The 17,459-nt window shown below is 64.0% G+C and carries 16 protein-coding genes; 14 read left to right on the top strand and 2 right to left on the bottom strand.

Annotated features, from left to right (window positions below; translation table 11 throughout):
* Positions 1-5 precede the first annotated feature (5 nt).
* The 10 genes from L0963_RS07420 (at position 6) to L0963_RS07375 (ending at position 9,809) form a co-directional block, all read left to right on the top strand.
* A complete protein-coding gene (locus L0963_RS07420) occupies positions 6-617 on the top strand; it encodes an NADH-quinone oxidoreductase subunit J (protein ID WP_003051606.1) in 612 nt (203 codons plus the stop codon).
* The gene (nuoK, locus tag L0963_RS07415) at positions 614-919 is read left to right on the top strand and encodes an NADH-quinone oxidoreductase subunit NuoK (protein ID WP_003051614.1); all 306 of its coding nucleotides are present in this window, start codon (positions 614-616) and stop codon (positions 917-919) included. The genes L0963_RS07420 and nuoK overlap by 4 nt, the downstream gene beginning before the upstream one ends.
* Before the next feature lie 4 nt (positions 920-923).
* Complete coding sequence (gene nuoL / locus L0963_RS07410; RefSeq protein WP_234178989.1) at positions 924-2,957, top strand: NADH-quinone oxidoreductase subunit L; 2,034 nt, start codon at positions 924-926, stop codon at positions 2,955-2,957.
* On the top strand, positions 2,954-4,519 hold the full coding sequence (locus L0963_RS07405; RefSeq protein WP_234178988.1) for an NADH-quinone oxidoreductase subunit M: 1,566 nt from the start codon (positions 2,954-2,956) through the stop codon (positions 4,517-4,519). The genes nuoL and L0963_RS07405 overlap by 4 nt, the downstream gene beginning before the upstream one ends.
* Positions 4,516-5,946, top strand: a complete 1,431-nt coding sequence (gene nuoN, locus L0963_RS07400; RefSeq protein WP_234178987.1) for an NADH-quinone oxidoreductase subunit NuoN — start codon at positions 4,516-4,518, stop codon at positions 5,944-5,946. Before L0963_RS07405 ends, nuoN begins: the two co-directional genes overlap by 4 nt.
* Positions 5,868-6,671, top strand: coding sequence for a biotin--[acetyl-CoA-carboxylase] ligase (locus L0963_RS07395; protein ID WP_234178986.1), 804 nt, complete (start codon positions 5,868-5,870; stop codon positions 6,669-6,671). The genes nuoN and L0963_RS07395 overlap by 79 nt, the downstream gene beginning before the upstream one ends.
* Positions 6,672-6,673: 2 nt before the next feature.
* A complete protein-coding gene (locus L0963_RS07390; RefSeq protein WP_003051630.1) occupies positions 6,674-7,459 on the top strand; it encodes a type III pantothenate kinase in 786 nt (261 codons plus the stop codon).
* Complete coding sequence (locus tag L0963_RS07385) at positions 7,456-9,090, top strand: ribonuclease J (protein WP_234178985.1); 1,635 nt, start codon at positions 7,456-7,458, stop codon at positions 9,088-9,090. The genes L0963_RS07390 and L0963_RS07385 overlap by 4 nt, the downstream gene beginning before the upstream one ends.
* Before the next feature lie 3 nt (positions 9,091-9,093).
* Complete coding sequence (locus L0963_RS07380; RefSeq protein WP_003051636.1) at positions 9,094-9,354, top strand: DUF1467 family protein; 261 nt, start codon at positions 9,094-9,096, stop codon at positions 9,352-9,354.
* Between the two features lie 140 nt (positions 9,355-9,494).
* Entirely contained in the window at positions 9,495-9,809 is a 315-nt protein-coding gene (locus L0963_RS07375) for a hypothetical protein (RefSeq protein WP_062902423.1), read from the top strand.
* Positions 9,810-9,899: 90 nt separating this feature from the next.
* Here L0963_RS07375 and L0963_RS07370 read toward each other — a convergent pair whose 3' ends face one another.
* Entirely contained in the window at positions 9,900-12,257 is a 2,358-nt protein-coding gene (locus tag L0963_RS07370) for a hypothetical protein (RefSeq protein ID WP_234178984.1), read from the bottom strand.
* A 68-nt stretch (positions 12,258-12,325) separates the two neighbouring features.
* Between L0963_RS07370 and L0963_RS07365 the strand changes: the two genes are divergently transcribed.
* A complete protein-coding gene (locus L0963_RS07365) occupies positions 12,326-12,622 on the top strand; it encodes a hypothetical protein (RefSeq protein ID WP_003051763.1) in 297 nt (98 codons plus the stop codon).
* Between the two features lie 160 nt (positions 12,623-12,782).
* A complete protein-coding gene (locus tag L0963_RS07360; protein WP_234178982.1) occupies positions 12,783-14,075 on the top strand; it encodes a tetratricopeptide repeat protein in 1,293 nt (430 codons plus the stop codon).
* Between the two features lie 61 nt (positions 14,076-14,136).
* On the opposite strand, the gene L0963_RS07355 is transcribed toward L0963_RS07360, so the two are convergent.
* Entirely contained in the window at positions 14,137-14,610 is a 474-nt protein-coding gene (locus tag L0963_RS07355) for an Lrp/AsnC family transcriptional regulator (protein ID WP_003051752.1), read from the bottom strand.
* A gap of 167 nt (positions 14,611-14,777) precedes the next feature.
* Here L0963_RS07355 and L0963_RS07350 point away from each other — a divergent pair, with 167 nt between their 5' ends.
* Both L0963_RS07350 and L0963_RS07345 read left to right on the top strand, forming a co-directional pair.
* Positions 14,778-16,397 (top strand): histidine kinase dimerization/phospho-acceptor domain-containing protein, encoded by a 1,620-nt coding sequence (locus tag L0963_RS07350; RefSeq protein ID WP_234178981.1) that lies wholly within the window; start codon positions 14,778-14,780, stop codon positions 16,395-16,397.
* A 119-nt stretch (positions 16,398-16,516) separates the two neighbouring features.
* Entirely contained in the window at positions 16,517-17,458 is a 942-nt protein-coding gene (locus L0963_RS07345) for a polysaccharide deacetylase family protein (RefSeq protein WP_231292951.1), read from the top strand.
* The last annotated feature ends 1 nt before the right edge of the window (position 17,459 follow it).

Genomic DNA, 17,459 nt, shown 5'->3' with positions numbered 1-17,459 from the left:
CGGACATGATTCAACTGATCGCCTTTTACCTGTTCGCGACCATCGTGATCGCGTCGGCCGCGATGGTGATTTTCGCTCGCAATCCCGTGCATAGCGTGATGTGGCTGATCCTCGCCTTCTTCAACGCGGCGGGGCTGATGCTGCTCGCGGGCGCCGAATTCATCGCGATGCTGCTCGTCATCGTCTATGTCGGCGCGGTCGCGGTGCTGTTCCTGTTCGTCGTGATGATGCTCGACATCGATTTCGCCGAATTGCGCGCCGGTTTCGTGCGCTATCTCCCGCTGGGCGCGCTCGTCGCGATCATCCTTGCCGCCGAACTGGTGTTCGCGGTCGGCGCCTGGAGCGCCGGGGGGATCGATCTTGCGGCGCGCGCCGCGCCCGTGGTCAGCGACAAGAGCAATATCCAGCAGATCGGCGAACTGCTCTACACGCGCTACATCTTCCTGTTCGAGGCGGCGGGCATCGTCCTCCTCGTCGCGATGATCGGTGCGATCGTGCTCACCCACCGCCAGCGCGGCGGCGTGCGTGGACAGAATATCAGCCAGCAGGTGCGCCGCCGTCCCGAAGATGCGACGCGCCTCGTCGATCCGGGCGTCGGGCAGGGGATGGAACTGTGATTTCGGTCGGCCATTATCTCGCCGTTTCGGCGGTGCTGTTCACGCTCGGCGTGCTCGGTATCTTTATCAACCGCAAGAATATCATCGTCATCCTGATGGCGATCGAGCTCATTCTGCTTGCCGTGAATATCAACCTCGTGGCGTTCAGCGCCGCGCTGGGTGATCTGGTGGGCCAGGTCTTTTCGATGTTCGTGCTGACCGTTGCCGCGGGCGAAGCCGCGATCGGTCTCGCGATCCTTGTCATTTATTTCCGCGGCCGCGGCACCATCGCCGTCGACGATGCCAACCGGATGAAGGGGTAAGCCGGTGATTCAGGCGATCGTTTTCCTGCCGCTGCTCGCGGCGCTTGTCGCAGGTCTGGGCCAGCGCACCATCGGCACCACCGCAGCAAAGCTCGTGACCACCGGTGCGCTGTTCGCAAGCTGCGCGCTGAGCTGGTCGATTTTCCTGTCCTTCGTCGCGGGAACGGGCGAAGCGGGTGTCACGCCGGTGCTGCACTGGGTTTCGTCGGGCGCGCTCCAGTTCAACTGGGAATTGCGCGTCGACACGCTGACCGCGGTGATGCTGGTCGTCATCACGACCGTTTCGGCGCTCGTCCACCTCTATAGCTGGGGCTATATGAGCGAGGACCCGGATCAGCCGCGTTTCTTCGCCTATCTGTCGCTCTTCACCTTCGCGATGCTGATGCTCGTGACCGCGAACAATCTCGTCCAGATGTTCTTCGGCTGGGAAGGCGTTGGTTTGGCGTCCTATCTGCTGATCGGTTTCTGGTACAAGAAGCCGAGCGCCAATGCTGCAGCGATCAAGGCGTTCGTCGTCAATCGCGTCGGCGACCTCGGCTTCATGCTCGGCATCTTCGGCACCTTCCTGGTGTTCGGCACCGTCTCGATCCCCGAGATTCTGTCCGCCGCGCCGGGCATGGCCGGATCGACGATCGGCTTCCTCGGCCACCGCTTCGACACGATGACCGTGCTCTGCCTGCTGCTGTTCATCGGCGCGATGGGCAAGTCGGCACAGCTTGGCTTGCACACCTGGCTTCCCGACGCGATGGAAGGTCCGACCCCCGTGTCGGCGCTGATCCACGCCGCAACGATGGTCACCGCGGGCGTGTTCATGGTCTGCCGCCTGTCGCCGATGTTCGAAGCCGCGCCGGTCGCGGCGGGCGTCGTCACCTTCGTCGGCGCCGCCACCTGCTTCTTCGCCGCGACCGTCGGCACGACCCAGTGGGACATCAAGCGCGTCATCGCCTATTCGACCTGTTCGCAGCTCGGCTACATGTTCTTTGCGGCGGGCGTCGGCGCTTATGGCGCGGCGATGTTCCACCTGTTCACGCACGCCTTCTTCAAGGCGCTGCTTTTCCTGGGCGCGGGGTCGGTCATCCATGCGATGCACCACGAACAGGACATGCGCTATTATGGCGGCCTTCGGAAGCATATCCCGCTGACCTATTGGGCGATGATGATGGGGACGCTGGCAATCACCGGCGTCGGCATTGCGGGCGTGGCGGGTTTCGCCGGTTTCTATTCGAAGGACGGGATCCTCGAGGCAGCGTTCGCTGCTGGCGGTGGCGGCCAGATCGCCTTCTGGGTCGGTATTTTCGCCGCGTTGCTGACGAGCTTCTACTCATGGCGTCTCGTCTTCCTGACCTTCTATGGCAAGCCGCGGTGGGAGCAGAGCGAGCATATCCAGCATGCGGTGCACGACGATCATGGCCACGGCCATGACGATCACGCCCATGCGCCTCACCAAGACGCGCACGGCGATGGCACGGCGGGCTATCATCCGCACGAAAGCCCGATCAACATGCTGATCCCGCTGGGCGTGCTGTCGCTCGGCGCGGTGTTTGCGGGGATGCTCTTCAACCACCAGTTCATCTACCCGGAAGAGGGCGCGGCTTTCTGGAAGGGCAGCTTGGCGTTCAACGAACATTTGATGCACGCGGCGCACGAAGTGCCGCTGTGGGTCAAGTGGATGCCGTTCACGGTGATGGCGATCGGCCTGTTCCTTGCCTGGAACAGCTATATTCGCAACACGACGCTGCCTGCGCGGTTCGTGGCGCAGTTCTCGCTGCTGCACAAATTCCTGTTCCACAAATGGTATTTCGACGAGCTCTACAACTTCCTCTTCGTCAAGCCGGCGTTCGCGATCGGCCGCTTCTTCTGGAAGCGCGGGGATGAAGGCACCATCGACCGTTTCGGTCCCAATGGTGTGGCGGCACTCATCCAGGGGGGCACCCGGCTCGCGGTCCGGCTGCAATCGGGTTATGTTTATGGATATGCGTTCGTGATGCTGCTCGGTCTTGTCGGCCTCGCCAGCTGGGCCATGGTGAAGTTCCAGTGAGCGGTCTTCCGATCCTTTCGCTGATGCTGGCGGTCCCTGCGGTCGCCGCCATCGCCTGTGTCTTCGCCGGCGATCGCAACGCGCGCCTGATCGCGCTCGCGGCGACGCTGATCGACTTCGCGCTCGGCGTCATGCTGTGGGCGAATTTCGATATCGGCGGCGCGCAGTGGCAGTTTCAGGAGATGCATCGCGGCATCTTCGGCCCGTTCAACTATGCGCTCGGCATTGACGGCATCGCGCTGGTGCTGATCATGCTCAGCGTCTTCCTGATGCCGTTGTGCATCCTGGCGAGCTGGCAATCCGTGACGAAGCGCGTCGGCCTCTACATGGCGATGTTCCTCGTCATGGAAGTGGTGATGATCGGCGTCTTTGCGGCGCAGGATCTGCTGCTCTTCTATATCTTCTTCGAAGCCGGCCTGATCCCGATGTATTTCATCATCGGCATCTGGGGCGGCGCGAACCGCATCTATGCGGCGTTCAAATTCTTCCTCTACACGCTGCTCGGCTCGGTGCTGATGCTGATTGCGATGATCGCGATGATCCGTGAAGCGGGGACCACCGACATCCCGACGCTGCTCGTCTACAATTTCCCGCCGGAAATGCAGACGTGGCTGTGGCTCGCCTTTTTCGCCAGCCTCGCGGTGAAGATGCCGATGTGGCCGGTCCATACCTGGCTTCCCGACGCGCACGTCCAGGCGCCGACGGCGGGTTCGATGATCCTGGCGGGCGTACTGCTCAAGATGGGCAGCTATGGGTTCATCCGGTTCATGATGCCGATGTTCCCCGATGCCTCGGCGCAGCTGATGTGGATCGTCTTTGCGCTGTCAATGATCGCGGTGGTCTACACCAGCCTCGTCGCGCTGGTGCAGAGCGACATGAAGAAGCTGATCGCCTATTCGTCGGTCGCCCACATGGCGATCGTGACCGCGGGCCTCTTCGCCTTCAACCAGCAGGGCATCGAAGGCGCGATGATCATCATGCTCAGCCATGGGATCGTTTCGGCCGCGCTCTTCTTCTGCGTCGGCGTGATCTATGACCGGCTGCACACGCGCGAGATCGACCGCTACGGCGGCCTCGCGGTGAACATGCCGGCCTATGCGCTGTTCTTCATGCTCTTCACCATGGCGTCGATCGGCCTTCCGGGGACCAGCGGCTTCGTCGGCGAATTCCTGAGCCTCGCCGGTATCTACGAAGCGTCGAGCTGGGTCGCGCTGGTTTGCACGACCGGGATCATCCTGGGCGCCGCCTATATGCTTTACCTCTATCGCCGCATCGTGTTCGGCGAACTGACCAAGGACGATGTGAAGGCCATGCCCGACATCAATCCCCGCGAATGGGCGATTTTCGTGCCGCTGGCCGCGGTGGCGCTGTGGATGGGCGTCTATCCCGAAAGCTTCCTCGCCCCGATCCGCGGCGACGTGACCACGGTGGTCGCGCGCCTTGCGCCCGCCAAGCCCGCCGGCGATGCCCACGTCACCGCCGGCAAGCCCAAGGCGGCGCACGACGCGCATGGAGAGGCCGCCGCCGCCGGCGAAGCGCATCATGCGGGAGGCGTCCAATGACCGCCGATCTCGCCCTCATCTGGCCCGAACTGATCCTGACGATCGGCGGGCTCGTTACGCTGCTGCTCGGCACCTTTGGTGGTGACCGTCAGGTTGGCCTTTATCAGCTCGCGGCGCTCATCACGCTCGCTGCCGCGGCGGCGGCGGTCGTCGCGATGTTCGGGACGCAGGCTTCGGTCTTTTCGAATACGCTGGAAGTCGACGCCTTCGGCGGCTTTGCCAAGCTGCTCATCTATGCCGCAAGCTTCATCTGCATCCTGATCGCGCCGCGCTTCTTCAAGGACGCGATGCGCGCCGAATATCCGGTGCTGATCCTGTTCGCGGCGCTCGGCATGGGTATCATGGCGTCGGCGCGCGACCTGATGACGCTCTACGTCGGGCTCGAGCTCAACAGCCTTGCCGCCTATGTGCTTGCCAGCTTCATGCGGTCGGACGACCGGTCGAGCGAGGCGGGGCTCAAATATTTCGTCCTTGGCGCGCTGGCTTCGGGGATGCTGCTTTACGGCATTTCGCTGCTCTACGGCTTTTCGGGAACGACGCAGTTCGCCGGCATCGCGCAGGCGATGGGCGGCGGCATGAACAACGGTCTGCTGTTCGGCCTCGTCTTCGTGATCGCCGGTCTGGCGTTCAAGATCAGCGCGGTGCCCTTCCACATGTGGACGCCCGACGTCTATGAAGGCGCGCCGACCCCGGTGACGACCTTTTTCGCCAGCGCTCCCAAGGTCGCGGCGATGGCGCTCATGACGCGCGTCGTCATCGAAGCCATGGGTCCGGCGACCGCGGCGTGGCAGCAGATCATGATCTTCCTCGCGCTCGCGTCGATCATCCTCGGCGCTGTCGGGGCGATCGGGCAGAAGAATATCAAGCGCCTGCTTGCCTATTCGTCGATCAACAATGTCGGCTTCATGCTCGTCGGCCTGGCCGCCGGCACCCAGCAGGGGGTCGAGTCGGTGCTGACCTATCTGCTCGTCTATGTCGTGACGACGATCGGCAGCTTCCTCGTCGTGCTTCAGCTGCGCGATACCGAGGGCAATCCGATCGAAAGCATCCCGGCGCTCGCGGGCTTTTCGCAGCGGCGCCCGGGGCTTGCCGCGGCGATGGCGGTGTTCCTGTTCAGCCTCGCCGGCATTCCGCCCCTCTTTGGCTTCTGGCCGAAATATCTGGTGTTCCAGGCCGCGGTCGACGCCAATCTGCTGCCGCTGGCGATTGCCGGGATCGTCGCGTCGGTGATCGGTGCTTTCTATTATATCGCGGTGATCAAGACGATGTACTTCGACGACAAGTCGGAGGTCGAATTCGGCACCGGCGGCGTCGTGGTCGAGGATGCGGTCATTACCGCCAGCGCCCTGTGGCTGTCGGTCGTCGGCTATTTCTTCATTCCGGTGCTGGCGGTCGTCTCCGCCACCGCGGCTGCGGTGCTGTTCTGATCCCGCCGATCGAGCGGATCGCGCAGACAGGTTCGACCAACGCCGACCTGCTGGCGCGGCTGGCAGCAGGCGAGCATGTCGGCGAAGGGCATTGGCTTGTCGCCGACCGCCAGACCGCCGGGCGCGGGCGACTGGGCCGCGCATGGGGCGATGGTCTGGGCAATTTCATGGGATCGACGGTGGTGCAGCTGCGCGCCGGCGACCCGCTCGCCGCGACGCTCGCGCTGGTCGCCGGGGTCGCGCTGGCGAAGACGATCCGCGCGCTCGCGCCGGCGATCGACTTCCAGCTCAAATGGCCGAATGATGTCCTGGCCGACGGTGCCAAATGCTCGGGCATCCTGCTCGAACGCAGCGGCGACAGCGTGGTGACCGGGATTGGCGTCAATCTGGTTTCCGCGCCCGATCTGCCCGACCGTGCCACCGCATCGCTCGCCGAAAAGGGCGCGGTCATCGAGCGTGACCGCTTTGCCGATGCGCTGGCGGTCGCCATGGCCGATGCGCTCTGGACCTGGCGCCAGGAAGGCGTCGAAAGCATCGTGCGCGCCTGGTTGCCGCTGGGGCATCCCGTGGGCACGCCGCTACATGTGTCCGAACAGGCACTCGACGGATATTTCGACGGCCTCGCGCCCGACGGAGCGCTGCGCTTGCGCCGCGCCGACGGGGAGGTCATGCTGGTGCATGCGGGTGACGTCGAATTGCGGCGACCCGTAGAGGAGGGGACATAACCGTGCTGCTCGCGATCGATGTCGGCAACACCAACGCGAAATTCGCTGTTTTCCGCGACTCGATGGCGGTCGCGCGCTGGCGCATCGCGACCGACGACCGGCGCACCGCCGACGAATATATGGTGTGGCTCGATCAATTGCTGCGGCTCGAAGGGCTCGACCGCGCTGAAATCGACGCCGTGATTATCTCGACCGTCGTGCCGCGTGCGCTCCACAATCTGCAACTGCTCGCCGACAAATATTTCGGTGTCGAGGCACTCGTCGCCGGGCGCGAACCGGTAAGCTGGGGCATCGCGCTCAAGGTCGACGAGCCGCAGGCGGTGGGCGCCGACCGCGCCTGCAACGCCATTTCGGCGCAAGCGATCGAGCCGGGCAGGGACAAGCTGGTCATCAGCTTCGGCACTGCGACGACCTTCGATCATATCGGGCCCGACGGTGCCTATCTCGGTGGCATCATCGCGCCCGGGGTCAATCTGTCGCTCGAAGCGCTCGTCAATGCCGCCGCCAAGCTGCCACGCATCGCGATCGAAGCACCGGCGTCGAACAGCGTCATCGGCCGCACCACCGAAAGCCAGATGCTGATCGGCGTCTATTGGGGCTATGTCGGGATGATCGAGGGGCTTATGCACCGCATGAAGGCGGAAATCGGCAAGCCTGTCACCGTCATCGCGACGGGCGGGCTCGCGATATTGTTTCAGGAACAGGCGCATCTGTTCGACCGGGTCGAACCCGATCTGACGCTCAACGGGTTGATGCACCTCTATAATCAGAGAGGCATTTCGGCATGACCGTTCCCGGCAAGGAACTGCTTTTCCTCGCGCTCGGCGGCTCGGGAGAGATCGGCATGAACGCCAATCTCTATGGCTGCGACGGCAAGTGGATCATGCTCGATCTCGGCGTCAGCTTCGGGTCGCAGGATTATCCCGGCATCGACATCGTCATGCCCGACCTTGAGTTTATCGAGGATCGCAAGGCCGACCTGCTCGGCATCATCCTGACCCACGGGCATGAGGATCATATCGGCGCGATTCCCTATCTCGCCGCCGACCTTGGCGTGCCGCTCTATGCCAATCGCTTCACCGCCGGCCTGATCGCGCACAAGCTCGCCGAGGAAGGGCTGGAGAAAGAGGTCGAGCTGAAGGTTGTCGATATCGATGCGCAGTTCCGCATCGGCCCGTTCGGCATCCGCCTGATGCCGCTCGCCCACTCGATCCTCGAGATGAGCGCGGCGGTGATCGACACACCCTACGGCCGCGTCTTCCACACCGGCGACTGGAAGCTCGACGACGATCCGGTCATCGGCACCCCGTCGAGCGCGGCAGCGCTGACCGCGGTGGGCGATGAAGGCGTCGATGTGCTCGTCTGCGATTCGACCAATGCCTTCAATGCGCAGGCGTCGGGCACCGAAGGCGGTGTACGCGACGGGCTGCTCGCCGCCGTCGGCGCGGCAAAGGGCAGGGTGGTCGTCACCACATTCGCCTCCAACGCGGCGCGTCTCGACACGCTGGGGCAGGTCGCGAAAGCCACCGGGCGCACCCTGTGCGTCGCGGGGCGGTCGCTCGATCGCATTTTGGGCGTTGCACGCACCGCGGGGTATCTCAAGGATTTCCCGGCGACGGTCGACTTCGACGAAGCGATGCGGCTGCCGCGCGACAAGGTGATGATCGTCGCGACGGGCGGGCAGGGCGAACCACGCGCCGCGCTCGCGCGCATCGCCGAAGGGATTCACCAGATCAAGCTCGAGGCGGGCGATACGGTCGTCTTTTCGTCGAAGCAGATCCCCGGCAACGAGATTGCGATCGGACGGATCATGAACCAGCTCGCCGCGCGCGACATTCTGACCGTGACCGAAAAGCAGGCGCATATTCACGTCAGCGGCCATCCGGGGCAGCCGGAACTTGCGGCGCTTTATGGCTGGCTGCGCCCCAGGCTGATCGTCCCGGTGCATGGCGAGATCCGCCATATGCACGAACAGGCGCGCTTCGCTCTCGAACAACGCGTCCCCGACGCGCTGGTGCAGGAAAATGGCGATCTGGTGCGCTTGGCCCCCGGTTCCGCTCGTATCCTCGAGCGCGTGCGCTCGGGCCGACTGATCCTCGACGGCGACGTGATCCTGCCCGCCGATGGCGAAACGATCAATGAGCGGCGCAAATTGTCCTTCTACGGCCAGATTTCGGTCGCGGTCGTGCTGTCCAAGGGCAAATTCGCGGACAGTGCGATCCAGTATCGCGGCGTACCGGTCGAGGACGAGCGCGAGGTCTTTCTCGACGAAATGAACGCCGCTGCAGAAAAGGCAGCCAAATCCCCGGCGCGCGACCGCGACGCCCTCAAGGAAGCGATCCGTCTTGGCGTCCGGCGCATCGCAACCGACTGGACCGGCAAAAAGCCGATCGTCGATGTGCTGATTCTGGATATCTGACCGATGAAATGGACCTCGGCGCTCGCCATCTACCTGCTTATCTGGGCGTTCAGCACCTTCTTCGTACTGCCCTTCCACGGCCGCCGTGCCGAAGATGATGCCGTGCCCTTGATCGATGGCCAGGAACCGGGCGCACCCGCGCGCTTCCACCCGCTGCGCATTCTGATCCAGATCACGATCGTCGCCACGATCGCCTTCGGCCTCTTCTATGTCGCCTATATCAACGGCTGGACAAACCCTGACGTCCTGAGCGGCCGCGCCTGACGCGACGCGGGCAGCGGCTTCGGGTCGAAGGGCCGGTTTGGGGTGGAGAGCAGAAAGGCGGCTTTCGGCCTTAGATCGGTGCAAAGGGGACGTTAAGACTGATTGCCTATGCCCCTACCGAGCCGCTTCGGAGCCAGACCGTGTTTGACGTTCATCTAGACATATCACTGTTCACCACGAACGCCGCGTTTGGCATGATCTCAGGCAGCATGCGCTTACCCCTGATTCCTCAGGTCGGCGATGTATTGTCATTCCGGATTACAAGGTCGGTCGAAGCCTTCTGCGACACCCACCCATTCACCGGAGTTTTGCGAGTCACTAATCGGATCATCAGCCCAGATGGGGTCAGTGTCGCTCTGGAGGATTTGACCGCCGCGACACCCGGAGATGCTCAGTCGATAATTGAAATTTTCGAAGAAAATCACGGGCTAAAGGGAGATGTTTGGGAAAACTAACGACGGCTATTAGGATCGTTGGTACCTTGGAATGACGACCAAAATCGGTCGTAGCAGGCCCATCCACTGCCGCGCGCCCCGGTTCCGCAATCAGCTCCGCAGGCGGTCGATCGCCTGTGCCAGTGCCACGTAAAGCTTGCCGATGTCCGACGACAGCAGCGTCACGCTGATCGCGGATCCGTCGCGCGCGCCGATCAGCAGGCGCAGCATCGCTTCGAAGTCATGGATGAACTGATTGACTGCTGCGTGGAAACCATCGTCATTCTGGTAGAGGCGCAGAATTTCCTTGGTTTCGCTGTTGTCGAGCAGCTTCACCGCGCGCCGCGCGAAGATGCCGCGGTCTCCCTTCAGATAGGCGTCCCACGCGGCGTCGCTGACCTCGCTCGACATCACCTTGGTAATATCGATCGCGCTAGATTTGAGCGCTTCGGTGAGGATACCGACCTGCTTTGCGAGCGAATCCCGGTCCGATGCGGCGATGGCCTGCTCGGCTTCGGCGACGCGCTGTTCGACGCTGGCGCTGGTGTCCATGATCGTAATGAGCTGGCGCATGAGCCGATCGGCGGCGCCATTCGCCGCTTCCACCGCGCGCTGCGAGGCATCCTCGACCGCCTTGAGCTGCGCCGTCACTTCGGTCTTGAACGCCGCGTCGATGGCCTCGGTCGCGGTCGCCTGCATCGCATCGCGGGCATTCCCGACCAGTCGCTCGAGCGTCTGCCGCGCTTCGTCGGCTGCGGATTCGGCGGTGGACTTAACTTCGGCGAGGGTAGCGATCATGCGCGCGCCGCCCTGATCGGCAAAATCGTCCGCCCCCGCACGCAGCCGGGCCAAGGCCGCATCGGCGTCGGCAAGCGCTGCGTTGACCCGGTCGGTCAGCGCCTGTTGGCTTTCGCCATGCTCGGCCATCTTGGCTTCATTCGCCTGCAACGTCGATTTGACTGCGTTGACGTGTGACAAGGTCGATTGCGCGACAAGTTCGGAGGCTTCGAGCAGCGGCTTGATCTGCCCGAGCGCACCTTGGGTCGCCTTGCCGTGCGAGGCCATGCGGTCGAGCGCATGCGGCAGCGTTTCGTCGAGTTCGCGCGTCACCGCATCGAGCGCGAGCAACAGCGACTCGGCGTGAGTGATAAGCTGATGCGCCGAATTATTGCCGGTCTGCACATCGGCGATGAAGGCGCCCAGTTGGGCCTTGGTATCGTCGATCGCGCGACCGATGACACCGGTGCTGGCCGATACGCTGACATCGAGCACCTCGAGCTGCTGCCGCGTTTCGGTGACATGCGCCGTAATCCGCGCCGCCAGTTCCTCGCTCGCCGTGCCATGCGCCGCGAGCTGGTCGCCAAGCGCCGCGCCGGCTGCTTCTGCCGACGCAAGACGTGCATCCATCTGGTCTGCGGCGGCATCGACCCGGTCGCGATATTGCTGCCAGGTGGTATCGAGGCGCGCGCCCAGATTATCGACCGTCGTCTGTAGCGTATCGCGGATCGAGGCCGAGGATTGGGTGATTTGGGCCAGCGCGACGCCATGCGCGTCGGTGACTTGCGACGCCGCGGCAATCAGCCCCGATTCGGTTTCCTGCGTCTGCTGTTGCAGCGCGCCGAGCGCTTCGTGGAGGCCCGCTGCGGCGGCTTCGCCGGTCCGCGCGGCCTTGGCCGCCTCTTCGCCGAGTTCGGCGAGCTTGGCTTCAAGATTCGCGCCCTGCTGATGTGCGACGAGCCCCGCTTCGCGGAAATTGACCGCGAGCCGCTGCGCCACATCGTCGATGCGCGGCAGCCCGGCGAGCAGGCCGTCCATGCGCTGCATCGCGACGTCGCCCGATCGCGCGAGCTGATCGTGGGCATTGGCGATGACCGACGCATTGGTTGCGAGCTTGTCGCTGCTGTCGTTGAGCCGGAGCACGGCATCGACGCCCAGCTGCTGAACATTGCGCGCCTGTTCGGAAAGCTGACGCTGAGCCTCGCCGAGTTTCTCGCCAAGCACCGCCATCGATTGCGCAAGCGCATCATTTTCATGGCGCAGCGCCGCGGCGAGGCGAGCAAAGCGCGCCTGTTCGGACCGGCTCGACCGCAGCAACGCCATCCAGAGCAGAGTCAGCAAAACGAGCGGCATCGACAGGGTCGCGACAAGCGCCGGCCATTGATCGAGCGCGACCGGACGCGCAAAACCCTTCGTCGCGGTAAACAGGGCGAACAGGCACCAGCCGAGGCCGATGATTACCAACAGCGTCGGCATCAGCCGGTCGCGCCACGCGCCGCTCTGCGGATCGGGCATATCGTCGTCATCGGTCGCGAGCGGCGTCATATCGAGCCATTCGCGCTCGACCGGAACCTCGGCTTCGAGGGCGGACGCGGCTTCACTCGCCGGTGCATCGGTCTGCGCCGGCTGCTCATTCTCCCGGTTTGCCGCGGACTCCCGCCACAGACCGACGATTTTCTTTTCCCCCGTCATCAGGCCATCTTAGCATCAAATGCCCGCCATGAAACGGAAACTTAACCATGGGCTGTCAAGGCTGTGGAATGTCGTTCGACAGCGGCCCTCTCGATCGCTTTCTCTCTTCGGCCATCGGCGACGATGCGGCGATGGCGATGGATCTGCGCGCCGTTTTTGCCGACAGCGCCCGCGAGCTTGCCGACCTGATGCGCCGGTCGCGCTGCGATGCCAACTGGCATATGGCGGCGCTGCGGCTCAAGAGCCTCGCCGCGACCTTCGGGGTCATCTCGCTGATCGAGCTAGCGGAAGGCGCGATGGCCGGGGTCCCGGGCGATCCGGCAGTGCTGCGCGATATCAACGCCGCCATCGACGCCATCGGCTGACCCGGTTTCGGGTTCAAACGCCGTTCAGGCGGCAATCTCCATTGGAAATATCGACCGTGCTCGTCTTGCCATGGCAACGCGACGGGGCTAGCCGCGTTGCTGAACGTGGCCGGACCTGTTCGTGCGGGAAACCGGCGGCCGATACAAAGGAGAGATTTCGATGTTCAAGCGTTTCCGCCAGACGTCCGCAACCGCCGTTGCCGCCGTCCTCGGCTGCGCCCTGATTGTCGCCGCGCCCGCCGCCGCGAAGGAAAAGCCGAAAAAGGAAGAAGAGGAGAAGGGCGCGCAGCTCAAGCCCAGCAAGGAATTCAGCCCTGCGCTCAAGAAGCTGACCGAGGCGGCGAAGGCAAAGGACATGGCGGCCCTCGAAGCCGCATTGGCCGAAGGGCAGGCGAGCGCGACAAGCCCCGACGACAAATATCTCGTATCTTTCTACGAACTCCAGCTCGGAATCGGCAAGAGCGACAAGGCGATCCAGGGCAAGGCGCTCGACGGCATGCTCGAATCGGGCCTGACGCCGCCGGAAAGCCTGGCCGCCTATAATTTCTTCTCGGGCAATTTCGCCTATGGCGACAAGGATTATGCGAAGGCCGTCAAGCGTCTGGAAGCCGCAAAGGCCGCCGGTTCGACCGAGCAGGGCCTGCCGGTTCTTCTGATGGACAGCTATCTCAAGCTGAACCAGGTCGATCAGGGGCTTGCTGTTGCGAAGGAAGCGATCGCTGCGGCGCGTGCCGCGGGCCGTGTGCCGTCGGAAGAACTTTATGTTCGTCCGGCAGGCGCCTTGCAGGCGGCGAAGCGCAATGGCGAACTGCTCGATATGCTGGCGATGCGCCTGGAGGACTATCCGCAGCCGGTGATTTGGCGGAACACGCTTTTCATCCTGCTGCAGCAGGAAGCGAGCGACAAGGTCATGAACCTCGACACGTTCCGCCTGATGCGTGCAACCAAGTCGATGACGCAGCGTCCCGAATATCTTGAATATGCCGCGCTGGCGACCGAGGCGGGCTATCCGAGTGAAGCGGTTGCCGTGATCAAGGAAGGTCAGGCTGCGAACGTCATCCAGACGTCCGACGAGCGTTTCAACACGATCCTCGAATCGCAGGAACCGCGGGCCAAGGCCGACGCCGTCGCGCTCAAGGCGGACGCGGCCAAGGCCGCAACCGCGGCGAACCCCAAGCTGGCGCGCCAGACCGCCGACGGCCTTGTCGGCATCGGCGACTATGCGACCGCGATCTCGCTGTATGAAAAGGCGGCTGCCGGCGGCGACCCGCTTGCGCAATATCGCCTCGGCGTGGCGCAGGCTCTCGCGGGACAGAAGGATGCGGCGATCGCCAGCTTCGCGAAGGTGCAGGGTGACCGGGCGCGTCTCGCGAATCTGTGGACCATCCACCTCTCGGCCAAAGCGCCCGCTGCAGCCGCAGCAGCGGCTCCCGCCGCCGCACCGGCGAACTGATCGGACATAAAAAGGGGCGCCCTCCCGCTGGGGAGGGCGCCCCTTTTCGTGCGCGTCGCGATTATGGCTCGACCGGGATGCCGGCGAGTTGTTTGGCGGTGCGAATCGTAAGCGACGTCTTCACGCTCGTGACATTCGGTGCCGAGGTGAGATGCGCCGTCAGGAACGACTGAAAGCTCTGCAAGTCGCGCGCGACGACCTTCAGCAGGAAGTCGATTTCGCCGTTGAGCATGTAACATTCGCGCACTTCGGCCAGTCCGCCGACATAATCCTCGAACGCCTTGAGGTCGGATTCGGCCTGACTGCGCAGGCTGACCATCGCGAAGACGGTGATCCCGTAACCCAGCTTCGCGGCATCGAGATCGGCGTGATAGGATCGTATCACGCCCGACTCCTCCAGCGCGCGGACGCGGCGCAGGCACGGGGGAGCCGTCAGCCCCACCTGCTGTGCCAATTCCACATTGGTTATCCGCCCGTTTTTCTGCAGCTCGTTGAGGATCTGCAAATCAATTTGATCGAACTTCTGGCTTGCCATCATTGAAACATCCGCTTTCCCCGATTGCCCTCACCATAATATTATTTCAGGCGATTGCAATTGTCCCACAATGTGACGTGGTGCCCTTACCCTCTTTCGTGAGCGATTGATTCACGCTAGCCGCTAAGCTTCCGCTAACCAACAAAACGGGAATGGGCTGGCCTCGCGTGACCGCTGACTCGATGATCGCGACCATCTTGCGGCAAGCGCCGGCGGACCGCCGTGCGAGCACCGCCGCGTGGCGCCAGCTCACCGATATTCTGGCGCAGCGCGGCAATCAACTGGATACGACCGATATACGTCGCGCCTTCCACGCGCTCGCGGTGCTGCGCCGCGATGTGCCTGAAAAGGTGCGGCGCGATTGCGCCGTTGCGGTGGCCCGCCACGGGCGCTTTGCGCCGCTGGTCGCTTTTTACGCGAATGACGTTCCGGCCGTCTCCGCGACGATGCTACGCCGCGCGCGGCTGGCGGAGGCGGACTGGTTGGCGATGCTGCCGACGACCGCCGCCACCGCGCGTTCAATCCTCGCCGGGCGCAGCGATCTGCCCGTGAGCGTGCGCCGCGCGCTGGACAGCCTGGGCGCGGGATCGGTCGCACTGCCGCAACCCGCCCTCGCGGCCGCCGACGTCGCAGCATCGGACGTCGTCGACGAGGCACCTCCGAGCCAGATCAGCGAACTGGTACGGCGGATTGACAAATATCAGTCGTCGCGCAGCAAGCCCGCTCCGGCACGGCCGCGCACGAGCTTCCTGTTCGAAACCGGACCCGACGGCGTGATCCGCTGGGTCGACGGAATAACCCGCGGCGCGGCGATCGGTCTGTCGATCGCCGAGAGCGCCTTGGGCGGCGAGCCAGGGACCGATGGCGCCGCAGTGGGCGCGTTTCGCCAGCGTGCCGAAATCGTCAACGCCCGTATGATCCTTGAAGGGTCGGCAGCTGACGCCGGCGAATGGCGCTTTTCGGCATTGCCCTGGTTCGATCCCGCGACCGGCCAGTTTTGCGGCTATCGCGGCACCGCTCGGCGGCCGCAGCACAATGAATTGCCTTATGGCCGCCCGGAATCGAGCGATTCGGGCGACTCTATCCGGCAGTTGATCCATGAACTGCGCAGCCCGCTCAATGCGATCTCGGGCTTTGCCCAGATTATTTCGGGACAGATGTTCGGTCCGGTCAGCGGCGCCTATCGCAAGATGGCCGATTCGATCATCGCCGACGCGGGCGCGGTTCAGGACATCATCGACGATCTTGACGTCGCGGCACGTTCGACAGGCGTCGTTGAGACGAAGGCGAGCGACGAGGTCGCCGACCTTGCGACGGTGATGGCGCAGATCGAAGGCGACCTCGCGCCGCTGCTGGCCGACCAGCGGATCGATCTCAGCATTTCGCGCGTCGGCGGCCCCTTCCTGGCCCATGCCGACGATGCCAATTCGCGGCGGATGGTTGGCCGACTGCTCACCGCACTCGTCGATATTTGCGAAGCCGGTACGACGCTTGTCGGGCAACTGGTTGCGGAGGCCGGTCCCGATGACATGCTGCAACTGCGCATCGTGCGTCCCGCCGCGATCCGCTTCGCATCGGCGGCCGATCTGCTTGATCCGGGCTTCAGCCCCGAAGGCGAGGCGCCCGGCGCCGCGATCCTCAGCCTCGGCTTTTCGTTGCGACTGGTCGACAGCCTGGCGCGCGGCGCCGGGGGACGACTCGATATCGGTCATAATGCCTTGACCTTGTATCTTCCCTCGGCCAACCCAAGGGCCGACACCGAACTAGGTGCCCAACACGGCGAATAGCCGAACCGCATAGGGGCGGGGTAAAGGGGAATAAGGTGGGTTCTGCGGCCAATATTCAGGCCTATCCTCCGGAATCCGGTCAAATTGCACTCAAGGACGGTGAGGCGCCGCGCTTTTGGGTGACGATCGATACCGAGGAAGATTTTGACTGGAACGGACCATTTTCTCGGACCGATTTCCGGCTCGATTCGGTCCCCGCGCTGTCCGCCTGCCAATCCTATTTCGAACGGGCCGGGGTGCGTCCCATCTATCTCGTCGACTGGCCGATCGTGCAGGACGACCGGGCGGTCGCCATTCTAGCACCGGCGCTGGCGTCAGGCCGCTGCGACATCGGCGCCCAACTCCATCCCTGGGTAACGCCGCCGTTCGACGAGGCGGTGAACGATCGCAACAGTTACACCGGCAATCTCCCCGAAACATTGCAGCGCGCCAAGATGCAAACGCTCCGCGATGGCATCCGCGACCGGTTCGGCACCGCGCCGCTCGCCTATCGTGCGGGGCGTTACGGGCTGGGACGCAGCAGCGCCGCGATGCTCGCCGATCTCGGCTTTCGGCTCGACACCTCGGTCCGGTCGGGCTTCGACTATCGTCCCGGCCATGGTCCCGACTATCGCTGCGCGCCGCTGCGGCCCTGGTGGGTGGGGCAGGGGAGCGATGCCATTCTGGAAGTCCCCGTCACAACCGTCTTCGGGGGCGCGCTCGGCCGTCTCGGTCCGCCGGTCTATCACCGGGTGGCGCGCGATGGCCTGCGCGCCGGCGCCGCGCTCGCGCGCCTGGGGCTCGTCGAACGCATCGCGCTGACGCCCGAAGGAATTCCCGCCGACAAGGCGTGCCGCGCAATCGACATCGCGATCGAGCAAAGCCTGCCCATCCTCAACTTTTCGTTTCACTCGCCCTCGCTGCAACCGGGAAACACGCCCTATGTGCGCAGCGACGCGGACTTGGACCTCTTCTACCGCTGGTGGGACGTGGTGCTCGACCATCTGGCGCGGCGCAGCATCGCCGCAATCGATACCGACGGCATATTGGCAATGGCGACGCGCTCGGCTATCGCCCGCTGAT

Origin of the sequence: Sphingopyxis sp. NFH-91 (assembly GCF_021401285.1) — a bacterium.
Lineage (GTDB): Bacteria > Pseudomonadota > Alphaproteobacteria > Sphingomonadales > Sphingomonadaceae > Sphingopyxis > Sphingopyxis terrae_A.
Note: the sequence above shows the minus strand (reverse complement) of the source record. Positions and strands in the feature narration are given on the sequence as shown.

Coding starts and splice junctions, on each gene's coding strand:
- L0963_RS07420 (WP_003051606.1), top strand. CDS start 6: ATGATTCAACTGATCGCCTTTTACCTGTTCGCGACCATCGTGATCGCG.
- nuoN (WP_234178987.1), top strand. CDS start 4,516: ATGACCGCCGATCTCGCCCTCATCTGGCCCGAACTGATCCTGACGATC.
- L0963_RS07385 (WP_234178985.1), top strand. CDS start 7,456: ATGACCGTTCCCGGCAAGGAACTGCTTTTCCTCGCGCTCGGCGGCTCG.
- L0963_RS07380 (WP_003051636.1), top strand. CDS start 9,094: ATGAAATGGACCTCGGCGCTCGCCATCTACCTGCTTATCTGGGCGTTC.
- L0963_RS07370 (WP_234178984.1), bottom strand. CDS start 12,257: ATGACGGGGGAAAAGAAAATCGTCGGTCTGTGGCGGGAGTCCGCGGCA.
- L0963_RS07365 (WP_003051763.1), top strand. CDS start 12,326: ATGTCGTTCGACAGCGGCCCTCTCGATCGCTTTCTCTCTTCGGCCATC.
- L0963_RS07360 (WP_234178982.1), top strand. CDS start 12,783: ATGTTCAAGCGTTTCCGCCAGACGTCCGCAACCGCCGTTGCCGCCGTC.
- L0963_RS07355 (WP_003051752.1), bottom strand. CDS start 14,610: ATGGCAAGCCAGAAGTTCGATCAAATTGATTTGCAGATCCTCAACGAG.